Below are 14,079 nucleotides of genomic sequence, written 5' to 3'. Positions count from 1 at the left end.
CAGGCCCCCCTCATGTCGGCGCGACACCATGTGCACATGCTCTAAAAAGTAGAGATATCTCCGAATGCGCGGGGATCAGGCTTCAAATGGCCACGATTGACTGCCCACCAAAACACTGTTTTTATTTACAGGATGTCACTAGGAGATCACGTCGAGATGACACCTACCACTGCCTATGACGCAGCGATCCACGAAACCCTAAACGAACTGCAAAGCCTGGCTGCCGACCTCGCAGGCCCCACCTATCGCACCTACAAGGTGACGTGGACCCCAGGCCAGGAGAGCCACTTCGCTCTGGTGGAACAAGACGATTGTGATGGTTGGCCTATGCGCCACTACTCCACCGCAGAGGAGTGCCGTGCAGATATCCAAGCATTGGTGCAGGACCCATCTCCTTTAGAAAAAGGCCGGAACCCTGACACTCTGGAAATGGAGCGGCTCAAGGACGAACAGGGCTGCTGGTAGCAATCGTGTGATTTGGGGACGTTCACCTGCAACTGCCCCTGATCGCTGCAGCCCACCAACGCACCCGACCTCAGCGCAGAGTCCTACCTGTTAACCATTTTTTTCGACTGTAAACCTAGGCTGTTTACAGTCGAAAAAAATGGTTAACAGGAGCTCTACAGCCCCCGTCAGTAGCCGTCTCCAATGATTTTACGGCTGCCTAAAAGGCGCCGGCAGCGGATCCTCGGAACTCAGACTTTCAGCCCACGCCAGCACTGCCTGGTGATCAACTACATGACCGCTATCTACGTCGCTCAGAGACTCGCGAGTTAGTCGGCTGCGTGTTTGCTCCCGCTCCACCCAAGCCTCCAGCGCCTGATGCACAATCTGGTCCCTGCTTTGCCCTGTACGCTCGACCAATTGCTCAACTGCCCTGGCCAGTTGCAGGGGAAGGAGTACCGAGACGGCCGTAGTTTTGACTATAGGAGACATGGGTTACTCCTGTTCCAAAACACAGAGTTTAGCCGGCAACAGCCATCAACCCTGAAACCCATGGAACCTGTTAGCTCGTTGATCAGGAGCCGTTGGCATACGACGAACCCAGGTCTGCGAACGGCCAGAAGCGGACTTTTCCGCTTCCCCCTGTAACTCAGTCCCGAGAACTGAATGGCCCTGGCTTCACCGTCTGCTACTAGGTCATCGCTATACCAGGTGGTAAAGTGCGCGCCATGAACGCTTCGCATTTCCTCCGCTCCTTACCAGCACTGATGCTGCTGGGAATTTTGCTGATCAATGGTTTGATCTGCAGTCTGGGGCATGGAAATGCAATAGCATGCATGCCAAGCGCCGTTTCCCATGATCATCATGCCCATGACATGTCGATGTCGATGGGCGGTCAGCATGAGCATCCCTCGCCTATTCACGCCATGGGCAGCGCCGGTGGGGACTGCCTGTTCGCGGGCTCACTTCCGCTGGGGTTTCTGGTGTTCCTCGCGCTGGGTTGGCTCATGCGCGCACCACCGGAGCCACCACCAAGCGTCAGCAGCGGTCTGCTTTTCCAAGCGCGCTATGTTCTTCCACGAGTCAATCCGCAAGGCCCTTGAGAGACACGGCCCTCGCCGCTCACCGTCTCTTCGAATCAACTGTCCTCGATTCCCTCGCGATACCTGACACAACGGGTGCCGCGCGGTTGGGTGTACCTCTATGACTCACTCTACTTCATCCGGCGCGGCTTCTTCGCGCGCCTTGGGCACCGTGCTGCGGCGCCTGCACTTCTGCATCGGGCTATTCGTTGGCCCCTTCCTTCTCGTCGCAGCGCTAAGTGGCGTGCTCTACGCGCTGACTCCTCAACTGGAAGAGCTGATTTACGAGGATGCCCTGCACGCTTCGACCCACGGCGCACCTCTCGCGATTGCGGAGCAAGTTCGCCTGGCTCGCCAGTACTTGGGGGCTGACGCTCCCGTTTTCGCCGTTAGACCGAGCCCCGCGCCAGGCGATACCACCCGGATCATGTTCCGGGACGACAAGTCCGCCCCTTCGGAGAGTCGCGCGCTTTTCATCGATCCGGTGTCCGGAGAGATTCGTGGCGACATGACCGTCTATGGCACCAGTGGCGTGCTGCCGCTGCGCACCTGGCTCGACCAGTTCCATCGTGGGCTGCTGCTGGGTGATCTGGGCCGGCTCTACAGCGAACTAGCTGCCTCCTGGCTTTGGGTGGCGGCGCTGGGCGGGGTTTATCTCTGGTCACGCCGTCGTCGCAGCAAAGGGCTTCTTGCCTGGCACAGTCAAGCGGGATTGTGGCTCATGCTGGGGCTGCTGTTCTTCTCCGCCACCGGGCTGACCTGGTCACAATATGCCGGCGGCAACATCGGTGTACTACGCGCCTGGTACGGCTGGGGAACGCCTTCGGTCTCTACCCAACTTCATTCTTCGATGGCCAGTCGCGGGATGAACGATGAGCATGCCGAGCATCACATGTCGATGCCCATGGACATGCCCACAATGCCCATGGAGGACGGTATTTTCGACCGAGTCCTGAGTGTTGCCAGGGCAGCGGGCATCCAGTCTGCGCACATCGAGATCAAGCCGGCTGCTAAACCCGGCCAGGCCTGGACGGTGACCGAGATCGACCGCCGCTGGCCAACCCATGTCGACGCTGTCGCTATCGATCCGACCAACCTGCAGGTGACCGACCACGCCGTCTTCTCTGATTACCCCATGGCAGCAAAGCTCACCCGCTGGGGAATCGATGCACACATGGGAGCGCTGTTCGGCTTGCCCAACCAGCTTTTGTTGATCGTGGTCGGCATCGGCTTGGTGGTGATGGTGTGCCTGGGGTATGCGATGTGGAGGAAGCGTCGTCCTACTCGCGGCCTGCAGCCTTCCTTGATGGCTGCCTGGCGTGAACTTTCGCCACTGGCACGCGGCATCAGCCTGCTGGCAAGCCTGGCCCTGGGAGTTGCCCTGCCGGTGTTGGGCGGCAGCCTTGTGCTACTACTTGCAATCGATGCGTTGCTGGGGCTGCGTACGGCAAATATTGCGCTGGACAATGAGCAGGCCTGACAAGACGTTCCGCGTGGGCGCCTGGCTGGGCGCCTTCGCCATGCTCATGGTGCTCCTTGGCCCCCTGCTGGGCCAGGGCAGTGCGTTGCTGCACGCCGAGCACGGACAGTCGATGGAGATACCCTACTGCATGGACATGCCGGGCATGTCCATGCAGCACTCGGCCGCAACTGAGCATTCGACCGTCAGCAGCGACCTGGCGGGTTGGGAGAAATGCGGTTATTGCTCGCTGCTGTTCCAGCATCCGGCGCTATGCCACGCGGATATTCATCTCAGCCGTGCCGTGGCTCCACTGCATGCCCTGCACCACGAGCCGGTTCACACACGTAAGGTCGATGCCCCGACCTTTCCCGGCGCGCGCAGTCGCGCGCCACCTCTGCTCATCGGTTGATCCTGCAAGACTTCTGGTAGCTCTCCGCCCTTGTGCGGGGCGCTCGCATTCAACCTGTTTTCGAGCTTCCGATGACTCTTCGACTGACCCGATATCTCTCCCCACTTCTGCTCATGCCGCTCGGCTGCGGCGCAGCGCTGGCCGACGATGGCGCGCACGAACAACCCGTGGATCTCGCTCCCATGCAAATCAGTGGCGAGGCCCCGAGCGAGGATGTCGACCCTTTGCATATCGATAGCGTCAACGGCACCGGCAGTCGCCTTGGCATGAGCGCGCGGGAGACGCCCGCCACCGTGGAAACCAAGACGCAGAAAGACATGCAGCGGAAAGGCCTGCGCACTACCAAGGAAGCATTCGGCGACATCACCGGCGCGACCGTCGGCAATGTGCCGGGCAACCCGGCCGTGCTCAGCATGCGCGGCTTCACCGGCAATACCATCAACGTGCTGCAGGACGGTGTGCGGGTCGCCGCATCGACCATCACCACTCGCGACGTCGATACCTGGCCATATGAGCGTATCGAAGTACTCAAGGGCCCGGCGTCGGTGCTCTACGGTGAAGGCGCACTGGGCGGCACCGTCAACCTGATCACCCGCAAGGCGAGCCTCGATGGGCAGCAGGTGGACGGGCAGCTCAGCTATGGCAGCTTCAACACTCAGCGCGCCGCCATCGGCGTCAATCAACCCTTAAGCGACAGCGTCGCCGCTCGCTTCGACGTCAGCTACACCGACTCGGACAGCTTCTACGACGTGGACGATCAGGACACGACCGCTTTCAGTTTGACCGGCAGCGTGCTCTACAAGCCCAGCGATGATCTGTCGATGCTGTTCGCGTTCGACCACTTCTACGACAAGTACGACTCCACCTACCAAGGCTCTCCGCTGGTACCTGCGTCAGTAGCGAAGAACCCCAGCAGCATCGTCGATAACCCCTATGGCCTAGTGGTGGATAAAGGCAACCGTTACACAAACTACAACCCGGACGGTGCCCACTCAGGCGCCCGCAGCAACATGCTGCGCTGGACGACCGACTACCGCTTGAACGATACGTGGACGCTCAACAACCTGATGAGCTACTACACCGCACGGCGGGACTTTTTCCTTAGTGGCGAACAAACCTATAACAACAGCACCGGTAAGCTCGACCGAACCGTTCAGCGCATCAGTCACGACCAGCAGTTCTGGAGCGAGCGCCTGAGCCTGGGTAACGACACCTATTGGGGCGAACACCGCAACCGCTTCACTATCGGTACCGAATACAGCTACACCGACCTGAACAACCCTCGGCAAAATGGCACCACCACTTCGGTGACGGTCAGTGATCCGGACGTCGGCAGCTTCCCCTCCTCGGCAGCGTCGAACTGGCCGGGCAGCGGCAAGAACGTGGTGTACCAATCCAACATGGACAGTACAGCGGTGTTTGCCGAGGACGCATTCAACCTGACGCCGGATTGGCTGCTGGTGGGTGGAATCCGCTACGAGGATATAAACCTGCGCCGCAGCATTACCGATCTCAATCTGGGCACCCGCCAATCCTTCCATCCCACCTACGAACCCTTCTCCTGGCGACTGGGCACCGTCTACAACCTGACTCCCGATGTGCAGCTCTATGCGCAGTACAGCACCGCCGTCACCCCGGTGTCCTCGCTGCTGCTGATTTCCACCGCAAATGGCGAGTTCGGCCTTTCCAAGGGCAAATCGGTGGAGGTGGGCTTCAAGGCGACGGCATTCGACGGCGCTACCGACATTCTCGGATCGCTGTACTGGATTCAACTGGACGACATCCTCACTCGCGACCCTAATGATGTAACGCAGACCGTGCAGGGTGGTCGTCAGACATCCAAGGGCATGGAGCTAACGACGTCGACCAAACTGACTTCACAGCTTCGCGCAGACCTCGGCGTCTCCCTGGTCGATGCCCGATACGACGACCTGATTGAAGCCGGCGGCGCCGATCGCTCGGGCAATCACCCGGTCAACGTACCGCACACCACCGCCAACGCGGCGCTGATCTATCAGTTCAACGCATTGCCGGTGACGGCAGGTGTCTATGCCAAGCATGCCAGCGGTTTCTATACCGACACCGCCAACACCTACTTCGTCGAAGGACACACCGTGTTCGACGCCTCGTTGGCCTACGACCTGAAAAACGCCACCGTGACGCTGCGCGGCCGCAACCTCACCAATCGCTTCTATGGCGAATACTCGGGGTACTCGGCGACTCAGGTGTACGTGGGGGCGCCACGAAGCGCTGAACTCGGCCTGACCTTCAAGTTCTGACGGACAACCGGCACTGGTTGTAAGGGGCAGCCGTGAGCGCCCTTGAAAACTGCGACAGCTGGTGCAGCGACCTCCCGGGCAATGAACCTTGCGCTGGTGGCACGCAGAGGCCCGCTTTCGGGCGGGTCTCTCGCTCGTGAACTGCGCTACGCCGGGACTACTGCAACGGTGAACGTCACCCTGCCAGCGAGGTGTTGGCGGACTGCCCGACACCGTTTTTCACCGTTTCTGGCGATGACGATTTGACCATTCTGGCCTATGCCTTTAACTAGGCACGCGAAGTTTCATCTCCCTACCACTGGAGACGTTTTATTCATGTCGATCAAATGCGGTTTTTTGAATACCTCGATGTTACTCGCCAGTCTGCTCGGGGCCTCATCGGTGTTGGCCCATGCTCACCTGGAGAAGGAGGCACCAGCAGCCGACAGCAGTGTAAGCCCACCCAGCGAGCTGCGACTGATGTTCTCCGAAGGCATTGAGCCAAGGTTTACCAAGGTCAAGATCACCACCTCTGCAGGCGCCGAAGTGGCCATCAGCGGGATCGCCACCAATCCCGGAGACAACAAGGAGTTGATTGTCACGCCAGCCAAGCCATTGGCCGCAGGCGAGTACAATGTCGAATGGCATGCCGTGTCAGTGGATACGCACAAAAGCGAGGGGCATTACCGCTTCAAGGTGAATCCCTGAGCTCCATGGACTACGCCTTGGTTTTCTGCCGCTTCGTACACTACGCAATGGTTTTCTTGGTGTTCGGCAGCGTCTTGTTTCGGCACATCCTGGGTCGCAGCGAACCCATAGCATTTTCAAGTCTGGATCGATGCCTGCTTCCAGGGTATCGAACCTTAGCCTGCCTGATCATGTTGGGGGCTTTCGCCTGGCTGCTTCTCACGGCCGCCAGCCTGGAAGATGACTGGCGGGCCGCCCTCGACTTGTCGGTCATTGCAGCGGTCCTTATGGAGACCTACTTTGGTCACGTCTGGTGCTGGCATCTACTGTGTTGCCTCGGCCTGCTGCTGAGCTTTGTTTTCAACTTACGCCAGTTCCGCTTGCCACTTTCAGCGGCGGTGGTCGCCACCCTTGCTCCGGTGGGACATGTCGCTATGTTCAGCGGCTGGGAAGGTCTTGCGCTCACACTCAACCAGGCCGTCCACCTCCTCTGCGCGGGAGCATGGTTCGGTGGACTACTTTGGCTCTGCGCAGTCCTCTACTTAACCTCTTCGTTCACCTGGAGGATGCTCCAGCGCTTCAGTTATATCGGTTACGGCTTAGTGGCGGGTGTTCTGGGCACAGGGCTGCTGAATGTGTGGGCACTCACCGGGAGCTGGCCGGATCCTCGCACTTCGACATTCGGCCAGGTGCTCACCATCAAGCTCGCTTTAGTTGGTTGTATGCTCCTGCTTGCGATACTCAATCGTTCTATTTTGGCAACACGATCGCAGCGTCAACTGTTGATGTTGCGGCGGAGTGTTGTGATCGAGTGGTGTTGTGGGCTAGCTGCAGTGATGGCTGTTGCGTTGCTGGGTACCCTCCCACCGATGGCTACCTGATCCACACAACTATTCTTGCAGCTTCTTTGCCGGACTCATGCCTCGCTTATTCCTCGCGAATGGTTCAGCCAGCCCCGCCGACACGATTCACCTTCAAAGCTAGGCACCAGGTGTGCCAGACATCAGCACTTTGCACTGTGCGAATTTGCCGCAGGGAGTCCCGCATAGCCGCCAGCGCTTGCGGCTCTCAGCGCCCAAACAACGAACATGAAAATTCTGTTTCGGGGGCTCTTGCTCACAACGAAGGGCTTCCGCAGAGATTCGAAGGACTGCTAGATTATTCGGCCATGAACCCACTTCGCCATCACCGCCTGCCCGTCATCTGGATGCTGTACGTCAGCGTTCTGGTGAACCTGCTTGCCTGTGGAATATTCCACGGTCAAGCCGTGGGGCTGAAGCTGAGTGGCATCGATGGCATCAGTTGTTCGCTGACCTCGGCGACCCAGCCAGTGGACGACAGCGGCAAGGCCACCACTTCCGACGGCCTGATGTCGAACTTCAAATGCCCGGTTTGCGCCGGTGTTGCCTTCCTGGTCCTTCCTTTGCTGGTGCTGGGCTGGCTGCTGCGTCGCGCGCGGCGTATCGGCTTGCCCCACCAGTCCTTCGCCATACCGGCTCCCCGCGACACCTGGCCCACGGCCAATCCACGCGCCTCTCCCGCGGCCTGATCTGCCTTTCTCACCGCCCACTTCAATTTCCGAGTGATGCCCGCGCGCGTTTGCGCTCGGCACTCCGAACCGTTGAATGACGTTCGCGGCCGCTCCGACGGCCACAGATCAGGCTATCTCACCATGAAAAGAACCTCCGTTCTCACCGTGCTTACCGCCGCGCTCGGCTTCCTTCCGCTCGCCCACGCAGCCCAGGATCCGGAAGCCGTCTTCAACCGCGCCTGCGGTGCCTGTCATAACGGTCAGTTGCCTCAGGCCCCGAAGAAAGGCGATCAGACCGCCTGGAAGCCTCGCCTGGCACAGGGTGATGAGGTGCTGGTGCAGCACGTTACCCAGGGCTTCAACGCCATGCCGCCACGAGGGCTGTGCATGGACTGTAGCGTTGAGGATTACAAGGCCGTCATCCGCTGGATGTCGCACTGACTCTATCCAGGCGGCGGTGCCTGACGGGACCCGCCGCCAGCACGGGAAAGAACAAGAATGCAGGGATTCAAACGATTCAAGGCCGGCGCGCTTTGCGGCGGTGCTTGCGCCGCCATGCTGGGCGCACCGCAAACCTGGGCCGCTGAGGCGCCAGTCGAATTGCCGGCTCAGGACGTCATCGGCTCCGCCGTCATTGAGCAGAACAGCGTCGATACATTCGGCAGCCTGAGCACCATGGTGACTCGCGAGCAGATACGCGACCTCAATGCGCTGGACCTTTCCTCGGCGCTGCGCCGCACACCGGGAGTCACGGTGTCGCGCTTTAACCCAGTGGGCTCCTTCGGCGGCGCTGAAGGGGGCGCTGTGTACATCCGCGGCATGGGCGCCAGCCGACCGGGTAGCGAGATCAAGACCTACGTCGACGGAATTCCCTTTTACATGGGGGTATGGAGTCATCCGCTGCTCGACCTTCTGCCGGTCCACGGTATGCAGAGCATCGATGTCTACAAGGGTCCGCAACCGCAGAAGTTCGGCAACACCTTCGCCGCCATCGACCTCACTCCGCGCCAGGCAGCTCCCGGCGATAACCAGCATGGTGACCTGCAGGTCACTGGCGGCAGCTTCCATACCGCCACTGACCAGGCGTCGCTGATCGGCCGGAGCGGCCAGTGGGACTACCTCCTGGCCCAGGGCTCAGCCTACTCGGCCGGCGACCGTCCCGACGGCGATGGTCGGCTCAACAACGGCATGGCTCGCCTGGGCTATCAGTTGAACGACAATTGGTCCAGCCATGTCCTGCTGCTGCATGCCGAAAACCAGGTGTCCGACCCTGGCCAGCAGGGAAAGCCGGGCACCAGCATGGGAGACTTCAATACCCGCGGCACGTTGCTTAGCTGGTCGCTGGACCACCAGTACGACTGGGCTCAGGGCAGCCTGAAGCTGTACCACAACGAGGGCCGCGGTAGCGCCCTGGACCAGCCGGCTCCCGATGGCGACACCATCAGCGATTTCACCCTGCAGGGGGTGCGCTGGGAAGAAGCCCTGCGGCCGTGGCGCAACGGCGAAGTATCATTGGGCCTGGAGATTGACGAGAGCAGTGGCGAGGCCAAGTTCAAACGCATCGCTCCGGCTCCGCGCGACGACTTCGATACTCCGACCCTGCGCGTCACTTCCCCTCACGTGGCGCTGAGCCAGTCAATCGCTCTGGGTGAGAGATGGACGCTGACACCCTCGGCCGGCATCCGCGCCTATCAGCACAATGTCTTCGACAACGCCACAGCCCCCCATGCCGGGGTGTTGCTGGCTACCGATGGCCTGGAGTTCCGCGCCAACGTCTCGCGCGGCATCAATTACCCGGGCCTGGACGCCGCGGTGATGTCGCACCTGATTCCCGCCCTGGGCAGCAGTTGGAAGGACCTGGATCCCGAGCGCCTCGACCACCAGGAGCTGGGAGTGAAGTTCCAGCCGCTGTCTGACACGACCCTGGACCTCGCCCTGTTCAAGGATCGACTCAAGGATCGCTACCTGTTCGCCTTCCCGCCAACGGTGTCGCAACCCTCCTTCGTCAACCTCGGCGACTACGACATGCGCGGTGCCGAAGCGACCTGGCAGCAACGCTGGAATAGCCAGTGGAGCAGTTTCCTGGGCTTTACCTGGCTCGACCCGAGTATCTCCACGCTGCCCTACGCGCCGCGCCGTTCGGTGTCCTTGGGCAGCACCCTCGAGAACGGTCCCTGGCGCCTAAGCGCGGACGCTCAGTACCAGAGCGAGATGTACGTTCTCGCCGAAGAGCGCAGCGCCGGTGCCAGCAATTACGAGCAGGTTGGCGGCTTCACCGTGGTGAACATGCGTATTGGCCACCAGGTGCCGGCCTTCGGCCCGGACGGCGAAGTATTTGTCGCCCTGGAAAACCTCTTCGACCGTGACTACGCCTATCGCCCCGGTTACCCCATGCCCGGTACCTCCGCACAGTTGGGTGTGCGGATGGGCTTCTGATTTCAATCCGACAAGGAGTAACGACATGCACCTGCACAAATGGATGGCACTGCTTTTCCTGGCGGTCGCATCTCCCTTGATGGCGGCCGGTTCCGATGCGGCGAACGACATCACCCAAATGATGAAGCACACCTGGGAGCGCCCCGACGCGCCTTTGCAGGTGGACCCGGTGACGGTCGAGAGCGACTACGCCGTGGCCGGGTGGACCCAGGGCAAACGCGGTGGCCGCGCGCTGCTGCAACGTGTCGAGGGTCAGTGGAGGGTGGTGCTCTGCGCCGGTGACGCCCTGCGCAAGGCCGAAACCTTGCGCAGGGCCGGCCTTTCCGCGCAAGAAGCGGACTCTCTGAGCCAGGCCATTGCCCGCAGCGAAAGCAGTATTGCGCCGGAACGCCTCAAACAGTTCGCGCTGTTCCAAGGCACGCAGCGCATGGATGGGCATCCCCATCCAGCAGACCACTGAGCATCTGCCCCATGAACACGATAAGGAAAAAGAGAAAAACGATGCCAACCTATCCCCTGAATCCGCTGCGTCAGGCCTGCATGCTGGTGTTCGGCCTGTCGCTTCCGGCCCTTGGCGTTGCCGCCGGCGCGGGTGATAACGACGAAGCACCGAGCAACGTGTTGGTGCTGCAGCCACAGGTCATCACAGCGGTGCAGCAGAGCTCGCCGCTGACCATCGTCACCAATCCCAAGGAGGCCCGGCAGCCAGTGCCGGCCAGCGATGGCACCGACTACCTAAAGACCATCCCTGGTTTCTCTGCCATCCGCAGCGGAGGCACCAACGGCGACCCGGTCTTGCGCGGCATGTTCGGCTCGCGCCTGAACCTGCGTACCAGCGGCGGACTGATGCTCGGCGCCTGTCCGTTTCGTATGGATGCGCCCAGCTCCTACATTTCCCCCGAAACCTTCGACAAGCTGACCGTGATCAAGGGCCCGCAGACCGTGCTCTGGGGACCTGGCGCTTCCGCCGGCACGGTACTCTTCGAGCGCGAGCCGGAGCATTTCGGCGAATTGGGGACTCGGATCAATGGCAGCATCCTGGGCGGTTCCAACGGTCGCTTCGACAAGGTTGTCGACGCCGCGGCCGGCGGCCCACAAGGCTATGTGCGGGCGGTGGGCAACCAGGCCCAAGCCGATGACTACAAGGACGGCAACAACGATACCGTGCCTTCGCGCTGGAAAAAGTGGAACGGCGACGTGGCCGTGGGCTGGACCCCTGACGCCGATACCCTGCTCGAGCTGAGCGCCGGCAAGGGTAACGGCGAAGCGCGCTACGCCGGTCGCAGCATGGACGGCTCGCAGTTCAAGCGCGAGAGCCTGGGCCTGAAATTCGAAAAGCGCCACATCAATGAAGCGTTCGACAAGCTGGAGGCGCAGGTCTACTACAACTACGCAGACCACATCATGGACAACTTCCGTCTGCGCACGCCGGATCCGAACAGCATGATGCCCATGGCGATGGCCGCTCAGGTGGATCGCCGCACTGTCGGCGGGCGTGTCGCCGCCACCTTCAAGTGGACGGATTACCAGTTGGTCACCGGGCTTGATGCGCTGCGCAGCGAGCACCGCGACCGCAGCTCCAGCTACGACATGATGAGCGACACTTACATCGACACCGACGCTTTCCCCTGGACGAAAGACGCGGTGATGCACGACTACGGCGCCTTTGCCGAACTGACCTGGTACGCCGCCGAACGCAGTCGGGTGGTCACCGGGGCCCGGGTCGACCGAGCTGACGCCAAGGACTATCGCCAGACCTTGAGCAGCATGTCGATGAGCATGCCCAACCCGACCGCCGACGACACCCGCACCGACACGCTGCCCAGCGGCTTCGCACGCTACGAGTATGACCTGGCCGACTCGCCCACCACCCTCTACGCCGGTATCGGCCATGTCCAGCGATTCCCCGATTACTGGGAGCTATTCTCCCCCGGTAGCGGTCCGAGCGGCTCGGTCAATGCCTTCGACTCGATCAAGCCGGAGAAGACCACCCAGCTGGACTTCGGCGCCCAGTACAACGACGGCAAGCTACAGGCCTGGGCCTCGGGTTACGTGGGTGAGGTACGCGACTTCATCCTGTTCCAGTACAGCACCGACATGATGGGCATGAGCAGTTCTCAGGCCCGCAACATCAACGCCCGCATCATGGGGGGCGAGCTGGGTGCCAGCTACAAGCTCGACGCCAACTGGAAGACCGACGCAACTCTGGCCTATGCCTGGGGCAAGAACACGACCGATGGTCGCGCCCTGCCGCAGATGCCGCCGCTGGATGCACGCCTGGGCCTGACCTACGAGCGCGACCAATGGAGTGTCGGCGGGCTCTGGCGCGTGGTGGCCGCGCAGAACCGGGTGGCAGTAGGTGACGGCAACGTCGTCGGGCAGGACTTTGGCAAGACCGCTGGTTTCGGCGTCTTCTCGCTCAATGGCGCCTACAAGCTGAGCAAGAACTTCAAGGTCAGCACGGGCGTCGACAACCTGTTCGGCAAGAACTACTCGGAACACCTGAACCTGGCAGGAGATGCCGGTTTCGGCTTCCCGGGCGACAAGGCTATCAACGAACCGGGACGTACCTTCTGGACCAAGGTGGACTTCAGTTTCTGAGGCCCGTCTTCCGGTCTTGACGAAACTCCGCCGAGCCAGCAGTGCGGCAGAGCACAGGGGTCAGTCGTGAGTGCCCTTGAAAAACCGCGACAGCTTGCGCAGCGACCTCCTAGGCATTTCCGCCTTTCGCTGGTGGCAGGTAAGGGCCCGCTCTCACGAGCGGGCCTTTCTTCAACTATCCACGACAGCTGTGACCAGTTGCCGACGCGTCAGATGGCATCCTAGGACGCTGCTTTGAACAGCTGTAACGAGTAATCTGAATCGCGATGGTTCCGCCTCACGGCGGACTAGAGGGAACAGGGTTCGGCGATTACTGCCCAAGCCCTGACTGCCCCCGCAACTGTAGGCGGTGAACGACACCCTGTAGCCACTGGCCAATTGGCCGGGAAGGAGGGCGAAGTGCCAAGCCGCAAGTCAGGAGACCTGCCATCACGTCAACCAATAGCCACCATACTGCGCGGCGGGCGCAGAAAAGGAGTCATCATGCATATCGAACCCGGCGTCGTTGAAGGCGCCAAAATCTACCTGAGCTATGCCACAGCGGTGGGCGCTTTCGGCCTCACCACCAAGCTCGCCCTGGATAGCATTCGCCATAACGGAGGCGTCACTGCGCTGGCATTGCGCAGTCTGCTGACAACAGCCCTGGTGTTCTGCTTCTTCGAGCTGCTGCCGCACCATGCGGTCGGAGTTTCCGAGGTGCATCTGATCCTTGGTTCGACGCTGCTTCTACTGTTTGGGGCGGGCGCCGCCGCCATAGGCCTGGCAGCCGGCCTGTTGATCCAAGGCCTGTTCTTTGCCCCCTTCGATCTGCCGCAATACGGTATGAACGTTACGACGCTGCTGGTTCCGCTGTGGGGCATCAGTATGGTGGCGAAACGAATTATTCCGTCCCGTACCGCTTACGTAGACACCAGCTACAAACAAGCGCTTGCACTGTCCACTACCTATCAGGGCGGAATCGTTGTCTGGGTCGCCTTCTGGGCACTCTATGGTCACGGATTCTCCGCAGAAAATCTCGCATCGGTCGGCAGTTTTGGCCTGGCCTACATGAGTGTGATCCTGGTGGAGCCCTTGATTGACCTGGGTGTGCTGGCCCTCGCCAAGACCTTCGCGCGCTTCGGTCAGGGGCCGCTGTTCAACGTGCGCCTACACCAAGCTGCCTGAGACCG

14 protein-coding genes and 1 riboswitch are annotated in these 14,079 nt (G+C 61.0%); of the genes, 13 read left to right on the top strand and 1 reads right to left on the bottom strand.

Features of this window, described 5'->3' with window-relative positions:
• Window positions 1–156 precede the first annotated feature (156 nt).
• Window positions 157–465, top strand: a complete 309-nt coding sequence (locus tag IB255_RS07315) for a hypothetical protein (protein ID WP_192209959.1) — start codon at window positions 157–159, stop codon at window positions 463–465.
• Window positions 466–654: 189 nt separating this feature from the next.
• Here IB255_RS07315 and IB255_RS07310 read toward each other — a convergent pair whose 3' ends face one another.
• Entirely contained in the window at window positions 655–936 is a 282-nt protein-coding gene (locus IB255_RS07310; RefSeq protein WP_192209958.1) for a CopG family ribbon-helix-helix protein, read from the bottom strand.
• Window positions 937–1,172: 236 nt separating this feature from the next.
• On the opposite strand from IB255_RS07310, the gene IB255_RS07305 reads away from it, so the two are divergent.
• The 12 genes from IB255_RS07305 to IB255_RS07250 all read left to right on the top strand — a co-directional run bounded on the left by IB255_RS07305 (window position 1,173) and on the right by IB255_RS07250 (window position 14,074).
• A complete protein-coding gene (locus tag IB255_RS07305; RefSeq protein WP_192209957.1) occupies window positions 1,173–1,547 on the top strand; it encodes a hypothetical protein in 375 nt (124 codons plus the stop codon).
• Between the two features lie 100 nt (window positions 1,548–1,647).
• The gene (locus tag IB255_RS07300; RefSeq protein ID WP_192209956.1) at window positions 1,648–3,006 is read left to right on the top strand and encodes a PepSY-associated TM helix domain-containing protein; all 1,359 of its coding nucleotides are present in this window, start codon (window positions 1,648–1,650) and stop codon (window positions 3,004–3,006) included.
• A 13-nt stretch (window positions 3,007–3,019) separates the two neighbouring features.
• Window positions 3,020–3,397 carry a DUF2946 domain-containing protein gene (locus IB255_RS07295; RefSeq protein ID WP_318652749.1) on the top strand — a complete coding sequence of 126 codons (378 nt, stop codon included), beginning with the start codon at window positions 3,020–3,022 and terminating at the stop codon, window positions 3,395–3,397.
• A 71-nt stretch (window positions 3,398–3,468) separates the two neighbouring features.
• On the top strand, window positions 3,469–5,676 hold the full coding sequence (locus IB255_RS07290) for a TonB-dependent receptor (protein ID WP_192209954.1): 2,208 nt from the start codon (window positions 3,469–3,471) through the stop codon (window positions 5,674–5,676).
• Window positions 5,677–5,991: 315 nt separating this feature from the next.
• Window positions 5,992–6,363, top strand: coding sequence for a copper homeostasis periplasmic binding protein CopC (copC, locus tag IB255_RS07285; protein WP_192209953.1), 372 nt, complete (start codon window positions 5,992–5,994; stop codon window positions 6,361–6,363).
• A 5-nt stretch (window positions 6,364–6,368) separates the two neighbouring features.
• Window positions 6,369–7,223, top strand: coding sequence for a copper homeostasis membrane protein CopD (gene copD, locus IB255_RS07280; protein ID WP_192209952.1), 855 nt, complete (start codon window positions 6,369–6,371; stop codon window positions 7,221–7,223).
• A gap of 287 nt (window positions 7,224–7,510) precedes the next feature.
• Window positions 7,511–7,891, top strand: coding sequence for a DUF2946 family protein (locus IB255_RS07275; RefSeq protein ID WP_192209951.1), 381 nt, complete (start codon window positions 7,511–7,513; stop codon window positions 7,889–7,891).
• Between the two features lie 123 nt (window positions 7,892–8,014).
• On the top strand, window positions 8,015–8,314 hold the full coding sequence (locus IB255_RS07270; RefSeq protein WP_192209950.1) for a c-type cytochrome: 300 nt from the start codon (window positions 8,015–8,017) through the stop codon (window positions 8,312–8,314).
• A gap of 57 nt (window positions 8,315–8,371) precedes the next feature.
• A complete protein-coding gene (locus IB255_RS07265) occupies window positions 8,372–10,309 on the top strand; it encodes a TonB-dependent receptor plug domain-containing protein (protein WP_225594726.1) in 1,938 nt (645 codons plus the stop codon).
• Between the two features lie 25 nt (window positions 10,310–10,334).
• On the top strand, window positions 10,335–10,769 hold the full coding sequence (locus IB255_RS07260) for a copper uptake system-associated protein (protein WP_192209949.1): 435 nt from the start codon (window positions 10,335–10,337) through the stop codon (window positions 10,767–10,769).
• A 41-nt stretch (window positions 10,770–10,810) separates the two neighbouring features.
• A complete protein-coding gene (locus IB255_RS07255; RefSeq protein WP_225594725.1) occupies window positions 10,811–12,910 on the top strand; it encodes a TonB-dependent copper receptor in 2,100 nt (699 codons plus the stop codon).
• Window positions 12,911–13,160: 250 nt separating this feature from the next.
• Window positions 13,161–13,356, top strand: a riboswitch (cobalamin riboswitch).
• A 37-nt stretch (window positions 13,357–13,393) separates the two neighbouring features.
• The gene (locus tag IB255_RS07250) at window positions 13,394–14,074 is read left to right on the top strand and encodes an energy-coupling factor ABC transporter permease (protein WP_192209947.1); all 681 of its coding nucleotides are present in this window, start codon (window positions 13,394–13,396) and stop codon (window positions 14,072–14,074) included.
• Window positions 14,075–14,079: the final 5 nt, after the last annotated feature.

The sequence above is a fragment of the Pseudomonas sp. PDM22 genome, from assembly GCF_014851965.1.
Classification (GTDB): domain Bacteria; phylum Pseudomonadota; class Gammaproteobacteria; order Pseudomonadales; family Pseudomonadaceae; genus Pseudomonas.
This window is presented reverse-complemented; position numbering and strand designations above follow the sequence as displayed.

Excerpts from the sequence above, each read along its gene's own strand:
- IB255_RS07315 (WP_192209959.1), top strand. The coding sequence starts at position 157 with ATGACACCTACCACTGCCTATGACGCAGCGATCCACGAAACCCTAAAC.
- IB255_RS07310 (WP_192209958.1), bottom strand. The coding sequence starts at position 936 with ATGTCTCCTATAGTCAAAACTACGGCCGTCTCGGTACTCCTTCCCCTG.
- IB255_RS07305 (WP_192209957.1), top strand. The coding sequence starts at position 1,173 with ATGAACGCTTCGCATTTCCTCCGCTCCTTACCAGCACTGATGCTGCTG.
- IB255_RS07300 (WP_192209956.1), top strand. The coding sequence starts at position 1,648 with ATGACTCACTCTACTTCATCCGGCGCGGCTTCTTCGCGCGCCTTGGGC.
- IB255_RS07290 (WP_192209954.1), top strand. The coding sequence starts at position 3,469 with ATGACTCTTCGACTGACCCGATATCTCTCCCCACTTCTGCTCATGCCG.
- copC (WP_192209953.1), top strand. The coding sequence starts at position 5,992 with ATGTCGATCAAATGCGGTTTTTTGAATACCTCGATGTTACTCGCCAGT.
- copD (WP_192209952.1), top strand. The coding sequence starts at position 6,369 with ATGGACTACGCCTTGGTTTTCTGCCGCTTCGTACACTACGCAATGGTT.
- IB255_RS07275 (WP_192209951.1), top strand. The coding sequence starts at position 7,511 with ATGAACCCACTTCGCCATCACCGCCTGCCCGTCATCTGGATGCTGTAC.
- IB255_RS07270 (WP_192209950.1), top strand. The coding sequence starts at position 8,015 with ATGAAAAGAACCTCCGTTCTCACCGTGCTTACCGCCGCGCTCGGCTTC.
- IB255_RS07265 (WP_225594726.1), top strand. The coding sequence starts at position 8,372 with ATGCAGGGATTCAAACGATTCAAGGCCGGCGCGCTTTGCGGCGGTGCT.
- IB255_RS07260 (WP_192209949.1), top strand. The coding sequence starts at position 10,335 with ATGCACCTGCACAAATGGATGGCACTGCTTTTCCTGGCGGTCGCATCT.
- IB255_RS07255 (WP_225594725.1), top strand. The coding sequence starts at position 10,811 with ATGCCAACCTATCCCCTGAATCCGCTGCGTCAGGCCTGCATGCTGGTG.
- IB255_RS07250 (WP_192209947.1), top strand. The coding sequence starts at position 13,394 with ATGCATATCGAACCCGGCGTCGTTGAAGGCGCCAAAATCTACCTGAGC.